Here is a 22,102-nt window from a genome sequence, read left to right on the forward strand (position 1 = left end):
TTGCGAGAAAACTCGCCCAGGCATGCGTGCCGCCCCGACATCGCTCTCGAACCAAGAAAGGGCCACCCGCAATACGGGGAACCTGGCTGCGCTCGTACTGGTTCGCCTGAAGACGCCCAAAGTCGGAGCCCGGCACGGCGACCGCAGGCGCGTCGACCGGAGCAGCGGGACGCTCGGATAGGTAGCCAAAGGCGCACTCACCGCCGGCCGTCTCCGCCTTCGCACCCAAGGCGCACCGGTCCGCCAAGCAGGCGAGTGCGGCGCGTATTCTCACGATGGGCGGGCGAGCGCCGTCAGTCGGTAAAGCGCTTCGAGCGCCTCGCGCGGCGACAGGCTGTCCGGATCGAGCCCCGCGAGCGCATCGCGAAGCGCGTGGTCTGGCTCGGGCTCGTGAGGATACGGTTCGGCGCGCCGCGCGACCGCCGAGAATAGCGGCAGGTCGTCGACGAAGGCGGTCCGCTGCTCGCCCTGCTCGCCACGTTCGAGTTCGGCAAGTACCTGCCGGGCGCGCTCCACCGCCATGGGAGGAAGCCCGGCGAGCTTGGCGACCTGGATGCCGTAGGACCGATCGGCCACGCCGGCGGTGACCTCATGCAGGAAGATCACCTCGCCCTCCCACTCCTTCACCCGCATGGTCGCGTTGCGCATCCGGGAAAGCCGTGCGGCGAGCGCCGTCATCTCGTGAAAATGCGTGGCGAACAGCGCTCGACAGCGATTGACCTCGTGCAGGTGCTCGACCGCGGCAAAGGCGATCGACAATCCGTCATAGGTCGCCGTACCCCGGCCGATCTCGTCGAGAATGACCAGCGCCCGTTCGCCGGCCTGGTTAAGGATCGCGGCGGTTTCAACCATCTCGACCATGAAGGTCGAGCGGCCCTCGGCAAGATCGTCCGAGGCGCCGACCCGGCTGAACAGCCGATCAACGACGCCCACATGGGCCCGCGCGGCCGGCACGTAGGAGCCCATCTGGGCGAGGACGGCGATCAAGGCGTTCTGACGCAGAAAGGTGGATTTGCCGCCCATGTTCGGGCCGGTGAGCAGCCAGATCGACCCCGCCCCTTCCTGGCCCGCCCCTGGTGGCGAGAGGTCGCAGTCATTGGAGACGAACGGATCGCCCGAGCCCGCCTTCAGCGCCGCCTCGACCACCGGATGGCGGCCACCCTCCACGGTGAAGGCAAGGCTATCGTCGACCTGTGGCGGCGTCCATTCCTCGGCGACAGCGAGTTCGGCCAAGGCGGCCGAGACATCAAGCACCGCCAACGCCTCTGCGCCGCGCCGCAGCGCCTCCACCGCCTCGCCGACGGCTGCGACCAGGCGCTCGAAGGCCTCCAACTCGATCTTGAGCGCTTCGGCCGCAGCGCCGGCGATCCGGATTTCCAGCTCGCCGAGTTCGGTGGTGGAAAACCGCATCGCCGAGGCCATGGTCTGGCGATGGATGAAACGCGTCTCGCCGTCCAGTGCCTTGGCCTGTGCCTCGCCGACCTCGACGAAATAACCGAGCACGTTATTGTGCTTGATGCGCAGATTGCGCACCCCGGTCTCGGCGGCGTAGCGGCCCTGCAATTCGGCGATCACCCGTCGCGAATTCTCGCGCAGCGCACGCGCCTCGTCGAGCGCCGGTATCGCGCCGTCGCGGACGAAGCCGCCATCGCGTTTGATGAGCGGCACCTGGTCGGCGAGCGTCTCCGACAGCGCCGCGTGCAACGAGCGCGGCAGCGCCGCGAGCGAGTCGACGGCGTGGCGCAGCTCGTCCGGCATCTCGGCATCGGCCGCCGCGGCGATGGCAAAGCCGGCCTCCAACCCGTCGCGGATCGCCGCGAGGTCGCGCGGACCGCCACGGCCGAGCGAAAGCCGCGACAGCGCGCGCTCGGTGTCCGGCAGACCGGTGAGAGCCGCGCGCAAGCGCTGGCGGTTCGGCATATCCGCGACGAAAGCGCCGACCGACGCCTGCCGGGCCCGGATCGCCGCCGGATCGGTCAGCGGGGCCGCGAGCCGGCCCGCCAAAAGCCGGGCGCCCGCGCCGGTCACGGTCCGGTCGATGGTCGACAAAAGGCTGCCCTGCCGCTTGCCCGACATCGTCCGGGTCAATTCCAAAGAGGCACGGGTCGCCGGATCGATCTGCATCAGCGAGCCGGCGACCACCCGCTCGGGCCGCTGCAGGGCCGGGCGCGCCGCCATCTGGGTCTTGCCGAGATAGGCGATCAGGGCGGCTGCGGCAGCAAGTTCCGCCCGCGAAAAACCGCCGAAACCGGACAGCGTCGCCACACCGTAGAAGCGGCAGACCCGCTCCTCGGCCGTGGCGCCGTCGAACAGCGCCTGCGGCTCGGGCCGCGCGGCACGGCCATATCGGCGCAGCAAGGGCTGCAGCGCCTCGTCATGGAACACCGACTCGGTGACGACGATCTCGCTCGGTTCGACCGCCGCGATATCGGTGGCCAGGCGGTCCAGGTCGGTTTCCGCGAGGCGGAAGGTGCCGGTCGACAGATCCGTCCAGGCCAGGGCGAAGGCCGCATTGCGGCCGGAGCCTCCCAATCGCGCCAGCGCCATCAGATAATTCGGACGCCCCGGCTCCAGCAGCACCTCCTCGGTGATCGTCCCCGGCGTCACCAGGCGGACCACGTCGCGCTTCACCACCGATTTGGCGCCGCGCTTGCGCGCTTCGGCGGGGTCCTCGATCTGCTCGCAGACCGCGACCCGATGGCCGAAGGCGATCAGCTTTTGCAGATAATCGTCGGCCGAGACCACCGGCACGCCGGCCATCGGGATGTCCTCGCCGAGATGCTTGCCCCGCTTGGTCAAGGCGATGCCGAGCGTCCGCGAGGCCTCGGCCGCGTCATCGAAGAACAGCTCGTAGAAATCGCCCATGCGATAGAACAGCAGGCAGTCCGGATTGGCCGCCTTGATCTCGATATATTGCGCCATCATCGGCGTCGGGGCGGCATCCTTGTCGACCGTCATTGCGCGGATGGGTCTCTTTCATTCAAACTGGGGGCGCCCGGTCGTGCGGTATGCGGACGAACGCGGCCAACCATATAAGCTCCCCTCCGCTTAGCTTTGCGGCTAGCGCGATGGAAGGGGAAACGAAAACAATAAGAGGGGGAAAGCATGGATCAGCGTACAACGGGTCAACGAAGGCCGTCCGTCTCCGACGCCGAGGCACTAAGTTTCCATTCCTCGGGGCGGCCTGGAAAGCTGGAGGTCAACGCCACCAAACCGATGGCGACCCAGCGCGACCTGTCGCTCGCCTATTCGCCCGGCGTCGCCGTGCCGGTGCGCGCCATCGCGGAAGATCCGGACAAGGCGTTCGACTACACCGCGCGCGGCAACATGGTCGCCGTCATCTCGAACGGCACGGCTATCCTCGGGCTCGGCAATCTCGGGGCGCTTGCCTCCAAACCGGTGATGGAGGGCAAGGCGGTGCTGTTCAAGCGCTTCGCCGACGTCGATTCCATCGACCTGGAGATCGACACCGAGAATATCGACGAATTCGTCAATTGCGTGCGGCTGCTCGGTCCATCCTTCGGCGGCATCAATCTGGAGGACATCAAGGCGCCCGACTGCTTCGTCATCGAGGAGCGGTTGCGCGAGGCGATGGACATTCCCGTGTTTCACGACGACCAGCACGGCACGGCGATCATCGCCATCGCGGGCCTGATCAACGCGCTGCATCTGACCGGCCGCGATCTCGCCTCCACCAAGCTGGTCGTCAACGGCGCGGGCGCCGCCTCGATCGCCTGTATCGACCTGATGAAGGCGATGGGCTTTTCGGCGGAGAACATCATCGTCTGCGACACACGCGGCGTCATCCATCGCGGCCGCGAGGCCGGCATGAACCAGTGGAAGTCCGCCCACGCGGTCGACACCGACCGGCGCACCCTGGCGGATGCCATGGACGGCGCCGATGTCGTCTTCGGCCTGTCGGCCAAGGGCGCGTTCACGCCCGAGATGATCGCGTCGATGGCGAAGAATCCGATTATCTTCGCCATGGCCAATCCCGATCCGGAGATCACGCCGGAGGAAGTCGCGGAAATCCGCACCGACGCGATCATGGCGACCGGGCGCTCGGACTATCCCAATCAGGTCAACAACGTCCTCGGCTTTCCCTACATCTTCCGCGGCGCGCTGGACGTGCGCGCGACGACGATCAACGAGGCGATGAAGGTCGCCGCCGCCGAAGCGCTTGCCGCCCTCGCCCGCGAGGACGTGCCCGACGACGTGGTCGCGGCGTATCGCGGGCAGCGGCCGCAATTCGGCCCGAACTACATCATCCCGGTCCCCTTCGACCCCCGCCTGATCTCGGCGATCCCGCGCGCTGTGGCCAAAGCGGCGATGGACACCAGCGTCGCACGACGGGCGATCGCCGATTTCGACGCCTATGACAGGGAATTGCGCTCCCGGCGCGACCCGATCGCCTCGACGCTGCAGCGCATCTATGACGGCGTGCGGCGTGCCCCGAAGCGGATGGTCTTCGCCGAGGGCGAGGAGCCGCAGGTGATGCGGGCCGCGCTCGCCTATGTGAACCAGAATCTCGGCACTGCCATCCTGCTCGGCCGCGACGCCGAGATGCGTGAAACCGCGCGCGAGGCCGGCATCGATCTCGACAAGCCGGGCCTTGAACTGGTCAATGCGCGGCTTTCCGGCCGGGTCGACGACTATACCGAACTGCTCTACTCGCGCCTCCAGCGAAAAGGCTATCTACACCGGGACTGCGTTCGGATGATGCGCAACGACCGCAACCTCTTCGCCAGCGCCATGGTGGCGACGGGGGACGCGGATGCCATGGTCTCGGGCGTGACGCGCAACTATCAGACCGTCTTGCAAGACGTCGGGCGTGTGCTCGACGTCAAGCCCGGCCATACGATGATCGGCGTCTCCGTCGTGCTATGCCGTGGACGGACGGTGCTGGTCGCCGACACCGCCGTGCATGACATGCCGAACGCCCAGGAACTCGCCGACATCGCCATCGAGGCGGCGGCGATGGCCCGCAAGCTCGGCTACGAGCCGCGCGTCGCGATGCTGGCCTACTCCACCTTCGGCAATCCGCCAGGCGAACGGGCGCAGAAGGTGCAGGAGGCGGTTCGCATCCTCGACGGGCTGAAGGTCGATTTCGAGTATGACGGCGAGATGAACGCCGACGTGGCGCTCAACGCCGAGATCATGGAGCAGTACCCGTTCTGCCGGCTTTCCGGCCCCGCCAACGTCCTGGTGATGCCGGCTTTCCATTCCGCCTCGATCGCCACCAAGATGCTCCAGGAACTGGGCGGCTCGACGGTCGTCGGTCCGTTGCTGGTCGGGCTGGAAAAGCCGGTGCAGATCGTCGCGCTCGGAGCCAAGGATTCCGACCTCGTCAACATGGCCGCGATTGCCGCCTATGAGGCCATCGATTGAAAGGTGAACCGATGCGGTTGCGGCGAGGATATTGTCGCCGAAGCCGCCAAGAGCCATTTGAGTGTCATCAGCTTCCGTTCATGGGTGCTGTGTCAAGGATAACGGCATGCCTCCCGGACGAGGCGGCCAATCGTGTGAGAAAGTGTCCAATGCTGAGAACCGCCCTGATCGTCGCACTATCGACATTCGCGTTGACCACGGCGGCGTCCGCCCAGGGCGCCGATGAGAACGTCATCGTCCTGCGGTACGCAGCCGAACACCCGACCGACAACGCACAATTGCCGACGGTGCCGCAACTCGGCGATTCCGTTCCAGATACGGTGGCGCTGCAACAGGTTCCGGGCAATTCCAACCTTGTCTATTTCTACTACAATGGCGAACCGGTTCTGGTCGATTTGAAGACCCGAAGCATCGTGCGGATCGGCCAGTAGCAAGGCCGACGGGACAGAGGTCGGGAGGCCGACCGCGAGCCACGGCAGCCATTTCCCATCGTGCTCGTCCGCTCAGGCGGCGAAGCGGCCGGCGTCCGCGCCGTAATGGCCGATATAGCGCGGATTGATATTGGCCCGCGGCAGCACGACGAGGACGTCGGTGGTGCCGAACTGGTGATCCACGACGGCGCCTTCGCCGATATAGCCGCCAAGCCGCAAATAGCCTTTGAGCAGCGGCGGCAGCGCCGCGAGCGCCTTGCGCGCCTCGACCTCCTGAGGAGGATCCGGCGGAAAGATTCCCCGCTCGGGATGCGCGCGAACCCGCCATTCCGCCGGCGCCGGCGCGTTCTGCCGCAAGAAGGCGAGCGGTACAGCCAGCGCGTCAGGGTCGGTCCCCGCCAACGAGGCGCAGCCGAACAACACGTCGATGTCGTGGCCGAGCACGTAGCTCCAGATCCCCTGCCAGAGCAGTTCGACGGTGCGCTTGCCGCGATAGCCCTTGAGGACGCAGGAGCGTCCGAGCTCCAGAAACCGTGTACCCTCATGACGGGCGAGCATTGGTGCGATGTCGAATTCCTGGGCGGTATAGAAGCCGCCGGCCAGTGCCGCCATCTCGCCGCGCAACAGCCGGTAGGTCCCGACGATGCGGTTGTCGATCGGGCCGCCATGGCTGTGATCGAGAACCAGCAGGTGGTCGCAATAACGGTCGAAGCCGTCCCGGTCCCGCCTGGTCATCTTCTGCAGCTTCGAGGGCTGGGCGTTCATTTCCTCGTAGAAGACTTGATAGCGCAGCTTCTGCGACGCCCTGACCTCGGATGGTCGGCGCGCCAGGCGAACCTCAAGCGGGCCGATCCGCCCGAGGACCGGCGACATGGAATCGAAGCGCCGGGTCAGGTGGCGTAGCCTCGCCGGAACCCTTGCCGAACCGGCGACGCCCGAACCCGCCGCCTCGCCGGCATCGATCCGTTGCGCCTGCCTCGTGCCCTGTCCGATCATCGCGTTCTCCGTCCGGTCAACTCCGCGCCGCCGTGCCATAGCGATCCGCGGCGAAGAATTTGTGACCGTCCCCACGCCACTATCGCCCAAGTGGCGGCGAGGAACAACGCTCCGGACAAGGGTTGGTTCAAGTCATGTCGACGACGACGCGGCCGCGAATCTTGCCCTCGACGATGTCCTTGGCGGCATCGAGGATACCGTCGAAGGTAATTTCCGTCGCGATCGCCCGCAGCTTTTCCGGTTCGAGATCCTGCGACAGCCGTCGCCAGGCTTCCAGCCGCCGCAGTTTCGGTGCCATCACCGAATCGACACCGAGCAGCGACACACCGCGCAGAATGAAGGGGGCGACCGAAGCTGGAAGGTCCATGCCCTGGGCGAGGCCGCAACATGCGACGGCGCCACCATAGGAGGTCGCCGCAAGGACGTTCGCCAAAGTGTGGCTGCCGACCGCGTCGATGCCCGCCGCCCAGCGCTCCTTGGCCAGAGGCTTGCCGGGCTCGGAGAGTTCGGCGCGATCGATGATCTCGGCGGCGCCGAGATCGGTCAGCCAGCCGGCTTCGTCCGGCCGGCCGGTGGAGGCGATGACATGCCAGCCGAGCTTCGACAGGATCGCCGTCGCGACCGAACCGACCCCGCCGGACGCACCGGTGACGACCACCGGCCCACGATCCGGCCCCATTCCGGCCTTCTCCAGCGCCAGCACGCACAGCATCGCCGTGTAGCCGGCGGTGCCGATCGCCATCGCATCCTTCGGCGAAAAGCGCTCGGGCAGCGGCACCAGCCAGTCGCCGTTCAGTCGGGCGCGGCCGGCATAGGCGCCGTAATGGGTCTCGCCGACGCCCCAGCCATTGAGCACAACCTTGTCGCCCTCCTTCCAGTCGGCGTGGGTAGAGCGGATCACGGTCCCGGCCAGGTCGATCCCCGGAATCAGCGGCCAGCGACGCACGACCGGCGCCTTGCCGGTGATGGCGAGACCGTCCTTGTAATTGACCGTCGTCGCCTCGACCGCGACATCGACGTCGCCGTCCATCAGATCGTCCGGCGCCATCTCCACGACGTCCACCGACTGCTTCTTCTGCTCGTCACGCGATACCAGGATCGCCCGAAACGTCTCGCTCATTGCATCACTCCCTTTCCGCTATTCGACTGAGGGCGGGAACCGGCGAAGTCAATCGTGGGGTTCGCCGAGCTTGGCGAGCCTCCCGCGCCGGGGCGCCAGGATGAACTCCTCGATGAGGATCAAGACCGCACCCACGGTGATGAAGGCGTCGGCCAGGTTGAAAACGGCGAAATCCCAGACCGGCGTGTGGAAGTAGATATAATCGACGACATAGCCGAGCCGGACCCGATCGATGAGGTTGCCGATCGCGCCGCCGACGATGATCGCCAGACCGACATGGAGGAGCCGCCGATCGGCCGGCGTCTTCAGCCAGAGATAAAGGACGACTGCCAGCACGAGCCCGGACAGAAGCGACAGCCCGACATCGCCGAACCCCGCGAACATCGAAAAGGCGATGCCGGTGTTGCGGGCATGATAGAGCGCGAGGAAGGGCAGCACCTCGATCGCCTCGCCCAGTTCCATCGTGGCGACGACGAGCGCCTTGATCGCCTGATCGGCGATGACCGCGACTGCGACGAGAATGACGTTGAAACCGATGAAAACCCGCATCACAGGCTGAGCACTCCCCGGCGCACTTCGAACAGCATCACGCCGGTGGCGACGGCGAGATTCAAACTGTCGGCGCGCCCCGCCTGCGGAATCCGCACCAGGACGTCGCAAGCCTCCGTGAGCCGGTCGGTCAGGCCGGCCTGCTCGTTGCCCATCAACAGTACCGTCGCCCCGGCACCGTAATCGGGTTTGCGATAGTCGATCGCCCCCTCCATGTGGGTTCCCGCGACCAGGCCCTTGAAGCGCTTGCGCCATTCGAGGAATTCGGCTTCGCTCGCCCGCGCCAGCGGAACCGAGAAGATCGAGCCCATCGTCGCGCGGACGGTTTCGAGCGAGAACGGGTCGACCGTGTCGCCGATCAGCACGACGCCGGAGGCTCCGGCTGCGTCGGCGGTGCGCAGCACGGTGCCGAGATTGCCCGGATCGCGGACCCGGTCCAGCGCCACCACAACGTTGGTGCCGCTCAGATCGAGCTTGGCGAGCGGCGTCAGCTGGCGGCGGAAGACGCCGACGGCGTTCTGGGGGTTGTCGCGGCGGGTGATCGCTTCCAGCACCTTGGCGCTTGCCTCGACGAGGTCGGCGCCGAGCGACACGGTCCGCGCAGCCGTCTTCGCCAGCAATTCCTGGCCGATCTCGGCCTTGGCGACGATCAGGGTCTGGATTTCCCAGCCGGCGTCGAGCGCGTCGATCACCAGCTTCAGCCCTTCGGCGAGGAACAGACCGGTCTCGTCACGGTGCCGCTTTTGCGCCAGCGCACGAATATCCTTGATGATCGGGTTGGAGATGCTGGACACCTCCTTGACCCGGCCGGGCGCGCGCGTCGGCGCGAATCCAGGCCGGCGGTCGGCGCCCGAGGCCGGCAGAGAACGATCAGACATGGTCGGCGCTCCAGCGCGAGAAGAGGGACGTCGACAAAAGCCGCGGCTCGTCGCCGGCCTCGCGAATGACGAGTTCGCCCGATTGCAACTTGCCGCCGAGCCCGCGAAAGCTCTCGCCCATGAGCGCCGACAGGGCGTAGAACGAAGCGCGGATCGAATAGGCGGTGAGGATCACGAACAGCGGACGATCCGACAGGAGTTCACGGACAAGACCCAAAAGATAGGGCAGATCGTCGAAAAGCTGCCAGACTTCGCCCTTCGGACCCCGGCCGAATTTCGGCGGATCGAGCAGGATCGCGTCATAGCGGCTACCGCGTTTGACCTCACGCTCCACATAGCGGATCGCATCTTCGCAGATCCAGCGGATCGGACGCGCGCCGAGCCCCGCCATCTCCTGGTTCTCCCGCGCCCAGCCAACCGCTTTCTTGGAGGCATCAACATGGGTGACCTCGGCGCCGGCACGGGCGGCGATGAGCGAAGCAATGCCGGTGTAGCCAAAAAGATTGAGCACCCGCACCGGGTTGTTTCCCCGTTGGCTCGCGGCGCGGATCGCGGCCTCGGCGTAGGACCAGTGCGCCGCCTGTTCGGGAAACACGCCGACATGGCGGAAGGAGGTGAACCGCCCCTGATAGGACAGCCCGTCATGGACGAGCGGCCAGGTCTCGCCGAGCGGCGCATGGGGAAAGCGCCAGCGGCCGCTGCCTTCCTCGTCGATGTCGCCGGTAAAGACCGCATCGGCCCGCTGCCAATCATCCGGCTTCAGACGCGGCTGCCAGATCGCCTGGTTTTCCGGCCGGCGAACCAGCAGCGGGCCATAGCGCTCCAGCTTCTCGCCACCGCCTGAATCGATCAGCGCGTAATCCTGCGTCGGCTCCACGGTGAGGATCAGCGGTCCCTGCTCGCCCGGGCGGGCGCCCACTCGCTCCGGTAGCATCAACCGCGTCGACGGCTCGGCCGGTCGACCGGCCCCGAGCTGTCCGCCTCCGGCCGGGCGCGCGCGCTCCGGCCGGTCCGCCTCATGCTTGCGGGACACCGTCCGAGCCGGTTTCGTGGCCGTCTTGTGGTTCGGCCGCCGCGTTCGCGCCAAGGCGAAACTCCCTGCTACTGTGGTTCAGGGCGCTCCTTACCGGTTCCTTGGCAACTTGGCAAAGCGGCTAAAAACGTGCAGCAAGTCGCGGGCGACACATTGCGGGGGCCAGAATTCGCGCCCGCCGAACAGGGAGGATCAGCATGGATCTGAAAGGCGAATATCGACTACCGGCACCGCGTGAAAAGGTCTGGGCCGCGCTCAATGACCCGGACGTCCTGCGCGCCTGTATCCCAGGCTGCCAGAGCCTGGAGATGACCGGCGAGAACGAGATGGCGGCGACAGTCGTCACCAAGATTGGCCCGGTCAAGGCAAAGTTCGCTGGCGAAGTCCGGCTTGAGAATATCAACGCGCCGGAAAGCTATTCGATTGTCGGCGAGGGCAAGGGCGGCATTGCCGGCTTCGCCAAGGGGGGCGCCGACGTACACCTGGCCGAGGACGGCGCGGACACCATCCTCACCTATGACGTCAAGGCTCAGGTCGGCGGCAAGATCGCCCAGTTGGGCGGGCGGCTCATCGATTCGACGGCCAAGAAGCTTGCCGGACAATTCTTCGACTGCTTCGCCGAGAAAGTGTCGGGCGGCTCGGCCGGGGCCGAGGGCACGACGGAATCCGCCTGAGACGCAGGCAGCGCCTTCGCGATGGGGCGCGGAATGTCAGTAACGAAAAGGCCAAGGCCCGCTACATGGCGGGCCTTTGATCGTATCACGCCAGCCACGGCCGCGATTCTTCCGCGGGTTGCGACGCCGCCCGGAGCGTGCAGCGAACCGGCCTATGCGGCCCGCGAGGTGGTCAGTGCCGTCGAAGTGCCCTGCCCGTAGGAGGCGCGGTCACGTTCTTCCTGGAGCTGGCGAAGTTTCGCCTTGTTCTCCTCGGTTTCGCGCCGCAGCTTTTCCACTTCGTATTTGCGCTTCCAGGACTTGCGCCGGTAATGCGACTGGGTCAGCCAGGTGCCGATCCCGCCGAGCACGACGCCAATGATCACCGACCCCATCAAGAGAATGAACAGCGGCGCCTCGAAGGCGAGTTGCGGCATTGAGCCGATCGGATCGAGCGAAACCGGGATCGACTCACGGTTGGCCACGCTGAAGACGACCAGCACGATGGCCAGGGGAACCAGAACGATCAAAGAGAGTATTTTCGAAATCATGCGCCTACGCCTCGGACCTCTGTCGGCTGCGGCACCCCTGCGCCGGAACCCGCGGACCTGTCATCCTGTGAAAATGGGCACCGTACCCGATGCGTCAATCATACGAGCGGGCGTCGCGGTCAATACCCGCCTCAACTGTCGTTGAGGCGCTCGCGCAGTTCCTTGCCTGCCTTGAAAAACGGAACCCACTTCTCCTCGACCTCGACCGCCTCGCCGGTGCGAGGATTGCGGCCCGAACGGGGCGGGCGATTCTTCACCGAAAACGCGCCGAAACCACGCAATTCCACACGATTCGATTCGCACAGCGCCTCGGTGATCTCGTCGAAGATCGCCTTGACGATCGTCTCGACGTCGCGCTGATAGAGATGCGGGTTGCGGCTGGCGATCGCCTGCACGAGTTCCGACTTGATCAAGCGATATTCCCCTCTTGGTGTACGGCTCGCTCGGCGGCTTGCGACCGTCGAACTCTCACCGCCACCCGATTGGCAATGAGAAACCTCAAATATTTCCACGACTTCACCGTAGCGGCGCGCGCCCTTCCAAAGGCTGCCAGAGCGACACCATGCCGTCAAGGTGGCCGACCTTGCGCAACAGGGCGGTTTCGATCGATGTCGCGCGAGGATCGAGGCCGAAGGCGCCGAAGAGCATCGCCCTGGCGGCGGCGAAAAGCGACGCATAGCCTTCGTCCTCGGGCTCACGGTCGATGATTTTGAGCCCCTTCGTCACACCGCGATCATCCTCCAGCCAGCGCCGCACCTCGGCTTCGCCACCCAGCGCATCGACCAGCTTGCGTTCGAGCCCCTGGCTGCCGGTGAAGATCGAGCCGTCGGCGAGGGCGCGCGCCTCGGCCAGACTCATGTCGCGCCGTTCGGCGACCAGCGCGACGAACCATTCGTAGGTGTCCATGATCAGGCGCCGGATCATCGCCTTCGCCTCCTCCGGCGCGGGCGCGAAGGGCGAGGGCTCGGCCTTGAGCGGGGAGGATTTGATCGCGTTGACGTCGACGCCAATGGTGTCGAGCAGCTTGGACGCGTCGACATATTGGAAGATCACCCCGATGGAGCCGACGATGGAGGTTCGCCGGGCGACGATGTGATCGGCGCCGGAGGCGATCATGTAGCCGGCGGAGGCGGCGAGCGTTCCGACCTCCGCGGCCACCGGTTTGACCGCGGCGATAGCGCGCACCGCTTCGTAGAGTGCCTCGCCGCCGACGGTCGTCCCGCCCGGCGAATCGATCCGCAGCACCACGGCCTTCACCGCGGCTTCGTCCTTGACCTTTTCGAGAAGGTCGAGAAGATCCTGGTCTTCGGTGATGAGGCCCTCGATCGCGACACGGGCGATCTGATCGCGCGCCGAAAACGCGGGTCGGCCGCCGAAGCCGGAGAAAAGGGCAGCGCCCAGGACAGCGAGCGCCACGACGACGACTGCCGCCACACGCCAGAAGCTCAGTTTGCGGCGCAGCCGACGGCGATCGATCAGGTCCTCGGCGGTTCCGGACATGGACGGCTCCCAGGTGTTGCAGGGTACCCCGGAGCGTTAGCCGGAACCGCGCGTCCTGTGAAGCCACACGAAACGTTCATGCCCTCAGGTTAAGAATTTGCGGCATGTTTTTGGCTTTGACGCAAAAAGCCCGTATTGCTGTCGGATCGCCGCAGGTCTGGGAAAAGGCGCATCGTCGGCATCGATGGACCGAACCAGAACGGAGAGGACCCGATTGACGGTGGAGACGAACGCAACCGGAAGGCGCAGAGCCAGGCTGATGGCCTCGCCAGTGAGGCCGACCGGACAAGGTGCGAGCACGCGGACCGAGCGGGAGTTCGCACGGGCGCGGCGGCACTCGCGCCTCGTGCGGGTGCTGAAGATCGGCCTGCCGGCAGTCGCCGCGCTGATCGTCGCCTTCGGAGTTGCGGTGACGTGGCTGTCCCGCAGCCTGCCGGACAATGTTTCCGTCGCCAACACGTCGATCGCCGACGGCCGGGTGGTGATGGAGGCGCCACGCATGTCGGGGCTCGACAGCAGCAACCGGCCCTACGATTTGGTCGCCGAGCGCGCCATCCAGTCGCTGAACGGCGGCGGTGTCGATCTGGAAAAGGTGAAGGCCACCATCTCCGTCGATGACGACACCACTGCCGACATCACGGCGGAATCGGGCAACTATGATCAAGCCACTCAGAAATTGCGTCTTCGCGGCGGAATTACCGTTAAGACGACGAGTGGCATCTCAATCAATCTGGCGGCGGCCGATATCGATCTTGCCAAAGGAACCCTGGACGGCGAGGGGCCGGTCGCGATCGAGACCCCGGCCCAGACCGTTCGCTCGGATACGCTTACGGTGTTGGAGGGAGGCAAGGTCCTCTCCTTCGGCGGACGCGTCAAAATGGTTCTCAACCCAAGCCAGTCCTCCGATATTCAAGAACAAGCCTCGAGAAACGAGTAAAATATGCGATCGTCAATCATCGGCCGGGCGGTTCCTTTCTGTGCCGCCCTCTTCGCGAGCTTTATCCTCGCCGCGCCCGCGTCGGCGCAGCAGCAGGGGCTTGGTGACAGCTTCACCGGCCTCCAGCTTAACGGCGACCAACCGATCTCGATCGAGTCGAACCAGCTCGACGTCGACGACAACAAGGCGGTCGCCACCTTCACCGGCAATGTCCAGGTGTCGCAGGGCGAGACGGAACTGAGGACCGGCAAGCTTGTGGTTTCCTATCGCAAGGCGCAGGAGGGCGCGGCCGGCACAAAATCGGGCACCAGCGCGCTTCCGGGCGGTTCCAGCCAGATCGAGCGACTGGAGGCGAGCGAGAAGGTCTATGTGAAATCCGCCGACCAGGTCGCGACCGCCGAGAATGCGTCCTTCGATATGAAAAGCGAAGTGGTGGTGATGACCGGAAACGTCGTTCTTTCCCAGGGTCAGAACGTCGCCGAAGGGTGCCGCCTGACCATCCACATGCAGACCGGTCTTGCACGCTTGGAAAGCACCGACTGCGGCAATGGCGACAGTGGTGGCAGTGGCGGTCGAGTGCGAATGATGCTGACGCCGGACCAGTAGTGCAGCGGTTGGTAGAGCCATTGAGGTCGAACGCGTGAAGTTTCAAACGATCGCCGAATCCGGAACGTCGGCGCAGATTCGACGCCGCTCGCCCGCCGAGGGCGACGCCGTCTCCGGTCCAGAGGGCGTTGGTCAGGAGCGTCCCGACGACGCGGCCGGGACGCTTTATGCCACGGGGCTGACCAAGACCTACCGTGGCCGGCGCGTCGTCGACGATGTGCGGCTCGGCGTGCGCCGCGGCGAAGCCGTTGGCCTGCTCGGCCCGAACGGCGCCGGCAAGACGACGTGCTTCTATATGATCACGGGGCTCGTGCCCGTCGACGCCGGCCGTATCGTGCTCGACGGTCACGACATCACCGGCGTCCCGATGTACCGGCGCTCACGGCTGGGGATCGGCTACCTTCCGCAGGAGGCCTCGATCTTCCGCGGCCTGTCGGTCGAGGACAATATTCGCGCCGTTCTGGAAGTGGTCGAGCCCGATCGCGCGGTCCGCGAGCGCGAGCTCACTGCGCTGCTCGAGGAATTCCACATCGATCACCTGCGCAAACAGGCCTCGACCTCGCTCTCCGGCGGCGAGCGCCGGCGCTGCGAGATCGCGCGTGCGCTTGCCTCCAAGCCGACCTTCATGCTGCTCGACGAGCCCTTCGCCGGTGTCGATCCCATCGCCGTCGCGGACATTCAGGGCCTGGTTCGGCACCTGACCAAGCGCGGTATCGGCGTGCTCATCACCGATCATAACGTCCGCGAGACGCTGGGGCTGATCGACCGCGCCTATATCATGCACGCCGGCGCCGTTCTCACCCATGGCCGACCCCAGGAGATCGTCGACAACGCCGAAGTGCGCCGCTTCTATCTGGGCGACGCATTCAGCTTCTGAACTGCAATACCGCCGCCGCGCCACGATTGACAAAGAACGCGACGACTCGCTTTGATGAGGCGGCAGGGGTTATCATCCATCCTGTCACTGTCGCGAAAACGCGACGCCGTCGGTGCCGGGAATTCCCGTGGCGGCGGCAATCCAGACCAAGGTGAGTGTTCGGCGTCTCATGGCTCTAACCGCCAAACTGCACATGCGGCAGACGCAGTCGCTGGTGATGACGCCCCAGCTGCTGCAATCGATTCGCCTGCTCCAATACAGCCATTTCGAACTGAAAGCGTTCGTCGAGACCGAGATGGAGCGCAATCCGTTGATCGCGGAAGCCGATACGGCCGCGGCCGAGATCGCGCCCGAGGGCCTGGACGGCCTTGCTGCGGCCGGTGCGGAGAAAAATCCGGGCGAGGATCTGGAGGATGGCGGCTTGACCGGCGCGGCGAGCGATGGCGCGGCCTTCGAGAGCGGCTTTGCCGGCCGCGAGGATGGCGGCGACGACAGGCCAGCGCAATCCGGACCGAGCCGGCGCGGCGAGGCGCGACCTGTCGGGGCCGGGTCCGATTTCGGCATCGAGGATCTGGCGGACAGCCGACCGTCCCTTCATGCTCATGCGCGCGGTGAAGTCGCCGACGCGCTTGCGCCCGGCCTGGAGCGCAAGATCGGCGAGGCGATGGTCGAGCTTCTCGACGAGTGCGGCTATTTGCGGATCACCCCGGATAGTTTCGCCGCGGATCTGGGCGTTGCGGCGACCGACGTCGAAGCGGCGCTCGCGATCCTGCAGCGTGAAGCGACGCCGCCCGGGCTGTTCGCACGCGATCTCGCCGAATGCCTGACGCTGCAGCTTCAACGCCAGGGCCGGTTCGACCCGGTCATGCGGGCCGTACTCGCCCATCTCGACCTGCTTGCCCGGCGCGACTTCGCCGCGCTCAGACGCCTCACCGGCGAGGACGAGGCCGGTCTGATGGATATCCTCGCCGAGATTCGTTGCCTCGACCCTAAGCCTGGACACGCCTTCGATCACGAGGGTTTCGAGACCCTCATTCCCGACGTCATCGTCACTGAAGCGCCGGATGGCGGCTGGCGAGTCGAACTCAACCCGGACGCGTTGCCGCGCGTGCTCGTCGACAATGCCTATCTGCGCACCGTGCGTGGTGGCTGCCTGTCAGACGACGATCGCGCCTTCATCGGCGAATGCCAGCAATCGGCCAACTGGCTGGTGCGCTCGCTCGATCATCGGGCCAAGACGATCGTCAAGGTCGCGAGCGAAATCGTGCGTCGCCAGGACGGATTTCTGACCCATGGAATCAAAGGCCTGAAGCCGATGACGCTGATGGCGGTCGCCGAAGCGATCGGAATGCATGAATCCACCATCAGCCGGGTCACCGCGTCGAAATTCCTCGCGACGCCGCGCGGCACGTTCGAGATGCGCTTTTTCTTCACCGTGGCGATCGCCTCCGCAAATGGCGGCGACGCGCATTCGGCGGAAACCGTGAAGCACCGAATCAAGGCGCTGATCGACACGGAAAGCCAAGGCAAGGTGATGTCCGACGACGACATCGCCGCGGCTCTGAATAAGGAAGGGGTCGATCTGGCAAGGCGGACCGTCGCGAAATATCGCGAGGCGCTCGGCATTCCATCGTCGATTCAGCGGCGGCGGGAGATGAACGCACGGCGGCTGGCCTCTTGACGAAGGACCACAGCGCGGCGCAGACCAGAACAACGCTCGGGCGTTACGGAAAGGGGGATGGGCCATGATCCCCGCGTTGACAGTCTCGGCGTTCATCCCTAGAAGGCGCCACTTCGTGAATGCGGTCGGGTCTGTGCGATCCGGCGCCGCCGTCCCGTGAAAATTGCGGACCAAACGGCATCCAACACCCGTCCGGCGCGTTTCACTCGACCGGCACCAGAGGCCGCAATGGTCATCTCACAGGAGCTTTCAAGCATGAGCCTTCGTGTATCGGGAAAGCACATGGACGTCGGCGAGGCGTTCCGCACGCGGATCGAGGAACGGCTGAGCGAAGCCGTCGACAAATATTTCGACGGCAATTTCTCCGGCACCGTCGTGATCTCGAAAAACGCCGCCCGCTATTCATCCGATTGCACCTTGCATCTCGACACCGGCGTGGTTTTCCAGGCAGCCGGTGAGGCACACGACCCCGAGTCCAGCTTTGCCGACGCCGCCGAGCGGATCGAGAAGCGTCTCAGGCGCTACAAGCGCCGGCTCAAGGATCACCGCCCGCATGTCAACGGCCGCGACATGGCCTATTCCGTCATGGCGGCGATTCCGGATGAAGACGATGAAATTCCGGAGGACTTTTCGCCGGCCATCATCGCCGAAACAACGCTGAAGGTCGGCACCCACTCGGTCGCCGGCGCGGTGATGGAGCTCGACCGGCAGGATGGCCCGGTCGTGGTCTTCCGCAATGCCAAGTCCGGGGATCTCAACATCGTCTTCCGGCGGCCCGACGGCAATTACGGCTGGGTGGATCCATCGACCTACGCTGGCGACGCTTGAGCGCCGCGCAAGGTTCGAGGCTCAGGTTGACGCGCTCCCCAGCAAGAGGCACCTCAGCGATGGATTTCGAGACGCTCATCGAGCCAGCGGCAATCCTGCCTAGCCTGCGGGTAACCTCGAAGAAGCAGGTGCTTCAGGAACTCGCCGAGAAAGCAGCGATGCTGACGGGACTGCCGGAGCGCGAGGTATTCGAGACGATCCTGCAGCGCGAAAAGCTCGGCTCGACGGGCGTCGGCAACGGCATCGCCATCCCGCATGGCAAGCTGCCGGCGCTCGATCACATCGTCGGCGTCTTCGCAAGGCTGGCGCGCCCGGTTGATTTCGATGCGCTCGACGACCAGCCGGTCGATCTCGTGTTCCTGCTGCTGGCGCCGGAAGGCTCCGGGGCCGATCATCTCAAGGCGCTGTCCAAGGTCGCGCGGCTGTTGCGCAACCATGATACCGTCGCCAATATCCGCGACGCGCGCGACGCCAGTTCGCTCTACGCGCTGATGACCAGCGCCTCGGCACAGAACGCCGCCTGATTTTCTCCACCCCTCACGAAAAAGCGACCACGCCGGTCCGGCATGGTCGCCCTGATCTGTCGTCGTGGTCGGCCCCCGTCAGTGGATGCTGACCGTCTCCAACTCGTTTTCGTTGGCGCTCGCCAGGATGCTGCCGCGGTCGTCGGACACCGCCAGCGGCGTTCCGTCGGCCGAGAACAGGGCCCAGAGATTGAGCCCGGGGCGGATCGATTGCGCGGCGGGAAACCGCGCCCGCATTTCATCCGACGTCATCTGACGCAGATACGCGACGTGGCCCTCGCCGATGGCGGCGAGGTCGGTCTCGCTGACAGTCGAAATCTGGTGTTCGGTCATGGCACCGTCTCCTTTCAGGGTACGCGATACTCGGTCAGTCGGCGACCGCGATCTCGATCTTCTTGACGATCCGTTCTGGTTCCGGCTTTGCCAGATCGATGAACAAGAGGCCGTTCTTCAGCTGCGCGCCCATGATCCGCATGCCGTCGGCGAGCAGGAAGCACTTCTGGAACTGCCGCGCGGCGATGCCGCGATGCAGATACTCCCGCTCGGTATCGTCGGTCTGGCGACCGCGGATCAGAAGCTGGTTTTCCTCCGTCGTGACCTCCAACTCCTCCGGCCTGAAACCGGCGACCGCAAGGGTAATCCGGATCAGGTCGTGGCATATCGCACCGTCCTTGCCAGGGCGGACACGTTCGATATTATAGGGCGGGTAGCCGTCGCCAGCCTTGACGATCCGCTCCAGGGTCTTTTCGACACTGTCGAAGCCAAGCAGAAGCGGGCTGGAAAACGGCGTCATACGGCTCATCGGTCTGCCAAGTCCTTCAAGAAGCGACTTTCCCGGAAATGGCCCTTTAGCGGCACCACTTCCGGCTTCACTTCTCCATATGGCGTCGCCTGTCCGGCCATTCAATCCATCGCGTCATGCCGTGGATTTCACGATGCTGGCACCATTTCGTTGCCAAACAAAAAACGGCGACCCGTTCAGGGCCGCCCTTGCCTTGTCTCGTCGAACCTGCCCACCGGGTCAGGAGGCCGTGATCGCGCCCGGCTTGAAAGTCAGCGCTACACCGTTCAGGCAGTGCCGCTTGCCGGTCGGAGCGGGACCATCGTCGAAGATATGGCCGAAATGTCCGCCGCAGGTGGCGCAATGGACCTCGGTTCGCGGATAGATCAGCGCGTAGTCCGTCCTGGTACCAATCGCCAACGCCGACAGCGGTTCCCAAAAGCTCGGCCAACCGGTTCCGGAGTCGTATTTCGCCGCCGACGAGTAAGCCGGCGTATCGCAGCCGGCGCAGGCATAAAGGCCCGCCTGCTTGTTGTCGTTGAGAGGGCTGGTGAAGGGGCGCTCGGTCGATTCCTCACGCAAGACGGCAAACTGCTCCGGCGTCAGCCTGGCGCGCCACTCGTCCGGGGTCAGCGAGACCGGAAATGCCGCTTCGCGGCTTTTCGCGCGCGAGCCGAAAAACAGACCGCCGCCGATCGCCGTCACGGCCATGGCCGCGGTGCTCAGCAGAAAATTGCGTCTCATCATGATAATCTCCCTGGTTCGACGCGGCGGGATTCACCGTCACCTTCCCGGCAGCACGGGCGCGTAGCCGCGGTGCCGGAGCCGCTCATCGTCACAATAGTGGCGCCAAAGCCCCCGCGCCATTCACGAAGGGCGCGGGGGCGATCACATCGGCAGGAGCGACATCAGCCCGCCGTGGTCAGGACCGAGCCTTATTTCGGCATCAGCACGGGTCCATCGACGCGCCGCCGACCACCGGCATGTCCTGGGCGAAGCTCGCCGAGGTGACGCCGACGGTTCCGACGGCAATCAGCGAGGCAATGGCGGTGGTGCGGATCAGAGTCTTGATCATGGGGACAGTCTCCCTGTTTCGTTGGTGACACGTTCCGTCCCGACTTGGGAGGATGCGGGAGATACGAAGCCGGCCGCGCCCGGCTTCATTTTTGGCGATCACGTAATCGTCAGGAGGGAAGGAGGCTGGGCATCCGGGGAAAGGGCGCCCGAGGCGGGAGTGCAGAGCAGCAGCGTTCGATGGGACCATCAACGCTGTTGTCCCTTCGATCTGGCAGCCACATTTGCCGTCGGAATCAGAAGCTCGCGAGATCGACTGATCACATGAACTCACGCTGAGGTTGACGAGGATCGAGCTTAAAGATAACTATCTAGTTATGAAACTATCTGGTTATGCGCATGACGCTGTGAACCTTGACGCGATCTTTGCCGCGCTCGCCGACCCCACCCGGCGCTCGATCCTCGCCCGGCTGGCGGCTGGTGAAGCCTCGGTAAATGAGATCGCCGCGCCGTTCTCAATGAGCCAGCCTGCCGTTTCGAAGCATCTGAGGGTGCTGGAACGGGCGGGGTTGATCGAGCGGGATGTCGACAAACAGCGCAGGCCGGCCCGACTAAAGGCTCAGCCGATGGCGGCGGCGGTAAACTGGCTCGACGAGTTCAAACAGTTCTGGTCCTCAAGTTTCGGCGAACTCGATGGCCTGCTCGATGATCTGAAAAAGTCCGAGACGAAAGAGGCCCGAGAATGACTGATTTGCCGACGTATGTACTGGAGCGCGTATTTGATGCGCCGCGTGAACTGGTATGGAAGGCGTGGACCGATCCGGAGCTATTGCCCCGCTGGTACGGACCTAGGGTGGAAACCATTATCCATCGCCTTGAGCTGAAGCCCGGGGGCCTTTGGCTGGTCGAAATGAAATGGGGCGATAATTCCAACTATCAGCGTGTGGAATACACCGAAGTCATATCGCCAGAACGGCTGGTTTGGTTGCACTCTTCGTCGGACGCGGAGTGGAATGTCATTCCCTCTCCCATGATGGCGGACTGGCCGCAGGTGCTGCTGACGACGGTCACGTTCGAGGACGATGCCGGGCGGACCAGGGTGCGCCTGACCTGGGTACCGCATGAGGCGAGCGAGGCTGAAATAGCCTGCTTTGCAGCCGCGATGGGCGGTATGGACAAAGGCTGGGGCGCTGGCATGACGCTGCTCACAGAGCTGCTGGCGGAGTTGCAGGCATGATTTGATTGCCGGACTTTCGCGGCAGACGTAAAGCCGTCGATATGGCTGATGTCGTGGCACTGGCCGCCGGCCCCCCCCCCCCTCAATCATCCACGCTCCCGCGCATCCGCTTGGTCTGCGAACGGCCCTTCTTGGCTTTCAGCCGGCGTTCGATCGAGCCTTTGGTCGGCCTGGTCTTGCGGCGCGGCGGCGGCGGCGGCTTCAGCGCCTCGCGGACGAGCTCGGCCAGCCGCTCCCTGGCGTCCTCGCGGTTGCGGTCCTGGCTGCGAAAGCGCGAGGCCTCGATGAGGACGTCCCCATCCTTGGTCGCCCGCTGACCGGCCAACCGCAACAGCCGGCGATGCGCATCGGAATGCAGCGCGGTGGACTGACTCCCGAGGAACCGGAGCTGAACCGCCGTCGAGACCTTGTTGACGTTCTGGCCGCCCGGGCCGCCGGCGCGGATGAATTGCTCCTCGAGATCGGCGTCGGGAATCGTCACCCGATCGTTGATCTTGAGATCGTTCTCCCCCGCCATT

25 protein-coding genes are annotated in these 22,102 nt (G+C 65.2%); 11 read left to right on the top strand and 14 right to left on the bottom strand.

The window, feature by feature from the left end; translation table 11 throughout:
- Nucleotides 1–270 precede the first annotated feature (270 nt).
- Entirely contained in the window at nt 271–2,958 is a 2,688-nt protein-coding gene (gene mutS / locus ING15_RS05325) for a DNA mismatch repair protein MutS (protein ID WP_232845575.1), read from the bottom strand.
- Nucleotides 2,959–3,105: 147 nt separating this feature from the next.
- On the opposite strand from mutS, the gene ING15_RS05330 reads away from it, so the two are divergent.
- On the top strand, nt 3,106–5,388 hold the full coding sequence (locus tag ING15_RS05330; RefSeq protein WP_206453745.1) for an NADP-dependent malic enzyme: 2,283 nt from the start codon (nt 3,106–3,108) through the stop codon (nt 5,386–5,388).
- A 149-nt stretch (nt 5,389–5,537) separates the two neighbouring features.
- Nucleotides 5,538–5,819: a DUF1236 domain-containing protein gene (locus ING15_RS05335; RefSeq protein WP_206453746.1), complete on the top strand. Its 282-nt coding sequence runs from the start codon at nt 5,538–5,540 to the stop codon at nt 5,817–5,819.
- 72 nt (nt 5,820–5,891) lie between these two features.
- Here ING15_RS05335 and ING15_RS05340 read toward each other — a convergent pair whose 3' ends face one another.
- The 5 genes from ING15_RS05340 to ING15_RS05360 form a co-directional block, all read right to left on the bottom strand.
- Nucleotides 5,892–6,815 carry a GNAT family N-acetyltransferase gene (locus ING15_RS05340; RefSeq protein WP_206453747.1) on the bottom strand — a complete coding sequence of 308 codons (924 nt, stop codon included), beginning with the start codon at nt 6,813–6,815 and terminating at the stop codon, nt 5,892–5,894.
- Between the two features lie 127 nt (nt 6,816–6,942).
- Complete coding sequence (gene acuI, locus ING15_RS05345) at nt 6,943–7,935, bottom strand: acrylyl-CoA reductase (NADPH) (RefSeq protein WP_206453748.1); 993 nt, start codon at nt 7,933–7,935, stop codon at nt 6,943–6,945.
- A gap of 48 nt (nt 7,936–7,983) precedes the next feature.
- Nucleotides 7,984–8,484 carry a signal peptidase II gene (gene lspA / locus ING15_RS05350; protein WP_206453749.1) on the bottom strand — a complete coding sequence of 167 codons (501 nt, stop codon included), beginning with the start codon at nt 8,482–8,484 and terminating at the stop codon, nt 7,984–7,986.
- Complete coding sequence (locus ING15_RS05355; protein ID WP_206453750.1) at nt 8,484–9,362, bottom strand: TrmH family RNA methyltransferase; 879 nt, start codon at nt 9,360–9,362, stop codon at nt 8,484–8,486. Before ING15_RS05355 ends, lspA begins: the two co-directional genes overlap by 1 nt.
- Nucleotides 9,355–10,449, bottom strand: a complete 1,095-nt coding sequence (locus tag ING15_RS05360; RefSeq protein WP_232845576.1) for a class I SAM-dependent methyltransferase — start codon at nt 10,447–10,449, stop codon at nt 9,355–9,357. The genes ING15_RS05355 and ING15_RS05360 overlap by 8 nt, the downstream gene beginning before the upstream one ends.
- Nucleotides 10,450–10,592: 143 nt before the next feature.
- On the opposite strand from ING15_RS05360, the gene ING15_RS05365 reads away from it, so the two are divergent.
- Nucleotides 10,593–11,069, top strand: a complete 477-nt coding sequence (locus tag ING15_RS05365) for an SRPBCC family protein (RefSeq protein ID WP_206453751.1) — start codon at nt 10,593–10,595, stop codon at nt 11,067–11,069.
- 152 nt (nt 11,070–11,221) lie between these two features.
- On the opposite strand, the gene ING15_RS05370 is transcribed toward ING15_RS05365, so the two are convergent.
- The 3 genes from ING15_RS05370 to sppA form a co-directional block, all read right to left on the bottom strand.
- The gene (locus ING15_RS05370) at nt 11,222–11,599 is read right to left on the bottom strand and encodes a lipopolysaccharide assembly protein LapA domain-containing protein (RefSeq protein WP_206453752.1); all 378 of its coding nucleotides are present in this window, start codon (nt 11,597–11,599) and stop codon (nt 11,222–11,224) included.
- A 131-nt stretch (nt 11,600–11,730) separates the two neighbouring features.
- Nucleotides 11,731–12,012 (bottom strand): integration host factor subunit beta, encoded by a 282-nt coding sequence (locus tag ING15_RS05375; protein ID WP_206453753.1) that lies wholly within the window; start codon nt 12,010–12,012, stop codon nt 11,731–11,733.
- 103 nt (nt 12,013–12,115) lie between these two features.
- Nucleotides 12,116–13,099: a signal peptide peptidase SppA gene (sppA, locus tag ING15_RS05380; RefSeq protein WP_206453754.1), complete on the bottom strand. Its 984-nt coding sequence runs from the start codon at nt 13,097–13,099 to the stop codon at nt 12,116–12,118.
- A 259-nt stretch (nt 13,100–13,358) separates the two neighbouring features.
- Between sppA and lptC the strand changes: the two genes are divergently transcribed.
- The 6 genes from lptC to ptsN all read left to right on the top strand — a co-directional run bounded on the left by lptC (nt 13,359) and on the right by ptsN (nt 18,552).
- Nucleotides 13,359–14,036: an LPS export ABC transporter periplasmic protein LptC gene (gene lptC / locus ING15_RS05385; protein WP_232845577.1), complete on the top strand. Its 678-nt coding sequence runs from the start codon at nt 13,359–13,361 to the stop codon at nt 14,034–14,036.
- Between the two features lie 3 nt (nt 14,037–14,039).
- Nucleotides 14,040–14,642 carry an LptA/OstA family protein gene (locus ING15_RS05390; protein WP_206453756.1) on the top strand — a complete coding sequence of 201 codons (603 nt, stop codon included), beginning with the start codon at nt 14,040–14,042 and terminating at the stop codon, nt 14,640–14,642.
- 34 nt (nt 14,643–14,676) lie between these two features.
- Nucleotides 14,677–15,519, top strand: coding sequence for an LPS export ABC transporter ATP-binding protein (lptB, locus tag ING15_RS05395; protein WP_332873773.1), 843 nt, complete (start codon nt 14,677–14,679; stop codon nt 15,517–15,519).
- A 127-nt stretch (nt 15,520–15,646) separates the two neighbouring features.
- Nucleotides 15,647–17,200 (top strand): RNA polymerase factor sigma-54, encoded by a 1,554-nt coding sequence (gene rpoN / locus ING15_RS05400; RefSeq protein ID WP_456298348.1) that lies wholly within the window; start codon nt 15,647–15,649, stop codon nt 17,198–17,200.
- 255 nt (nt 17,201–17,455) lie between these two features.
- Entirely contained in the window at nt 17,456–18,028 is a 573-nt protein-coding gene (gene hpf, locus ING15_RS05405; RefSeq protein ID WP_206453757.1) for a ribosome hibernation-promoting factor, HPF/YfiA family, read from the top strand.
- Between the two features lie 59 nt (nt 18,029–18,087).
- Entirely contained in the window at nt 18,088–18,552 is a 465-nt protein-coding gene (gene ptsN / locus ING15_RS05410) for a PTS IIA-like nitrogen regulatory protein PtsN (protein WP_206453758.1), read from the top strand.
- A gap of 78 nt (nt 18,553–18,630) precedes the next feature.
- Here ptsN and ING15_RS05415 read toward each other — a convergent pair whose 3' ends face one another.
- The 4 genes from ING15_RS05415 to ING15_RS19700 all read right to left on the bottom strand — a co-directional run bounded on the left by ING15_RS05415 (nt 18,631) and on the right by ING15_RS19700 (nt 20,408).
- On the bottom strand, nt 18,631–18,885 hold the full coding sequence (locus ING15_RS05415) for a BQ00720 family protein (protein WP_206453759.1): 255 nt from the start codon (nt 18,883–18,885) through the stop codon (nt 18,631–18,633).
- Nucleotides 18,886–18,919: 34 nt separating this feature from the next.
- Nucleotides 18,920–19,354, bottom strand: coding sequence for an Hsp20 family protein (locus ING15_RS05420; protein ID WP_206453760.1), 435 nt, complete (start codon nt 19,352–19,354; stop codon nt 18,920–18,922).
- Nucleotides 19,355–19,573: 219 nt separating this feature from the next.
- Nucleotides 19,574–20,080 carry a peptide-methionine (R)-S-oxide reductase MsrB gene (gene msrB / locus ING15_RS05425; RefSeq protein WP_206453761.1) on the bottom strand — a complete coding sequence of 169 codons (507 nt, stop codon included), beginning with the start codon at nt 20,078–20,080 and terminating at the stop codon, nt 19,574–19,576.
- A gap of 199 nt (nt 20,081–20,279) precedes the next feature.
- Entirely contained in the window at nt 20,280–20,408 is a 129-nt protein-coding gene (locus tag ING15_RS19700) for a hypothetical protein (protein WP_269812730.1), read from the bottom strand.
- 280 nt (nt 20,409–20,688) lie between these two features.
- Between ING15_RS19700 and ING15_RS05430 the strand changes: the two genes are divergently transcribed.
- Nucleotides 20,689–21,093 (top strand): ArsR/SmtB family transcription factor, encoded by a 405-nt coding sequence (locus tag ING15_RS05430; protein ID WP_408628673.1) that lies wholly within the window; start codon nt 20,689–20,691, stop codon nt 21,091–21,093.
- The gene (locus ING15_RS05435) at nt 21,090–21,584 is read left to right on the top strand and encodes an SRPBCC family protein (RefSeq protein WP_206453762.1); all 495 of its coding nucleotides are present in this window, start codon (nt 21,090–21,092) and stop codon (nt 21,582–21,584) included. Before ING15_RS05430 ends, ING15_RS05435 begins: the two co-directional genes overlap by 4 nt.
- 82 nt (nt 21,585–21,666) lie before the next feature.
- Here the strand turns inward: ING15_RS05435 and arfB are convergent, their stop codons facing one another.
- Nucleotides 21,667–22,101, bottom strand: coding sequence for an alternative ribosome rescue aminoacyl-tRNA hydrolase ArfB (gene arfB, locus ING15_RS05440; protein WP_206453763.1), 435 nt, complete (start codon nt 22,099–22,101; stop codon nt 21,667–21,669).
- Nucleotide 22,102 lies beyond the last annotated feature (1 nt).

This window comes from Aurantimonas marina (assembly GCF_017183135.1).
Taxonomy (GTDB): domain Bacteria; phylum Pseudomonadota; class Alphaproteobacteria; order Rhizobiales; family Rhizobiaceae; genus Aurantimonas; species Aurantimonas marina.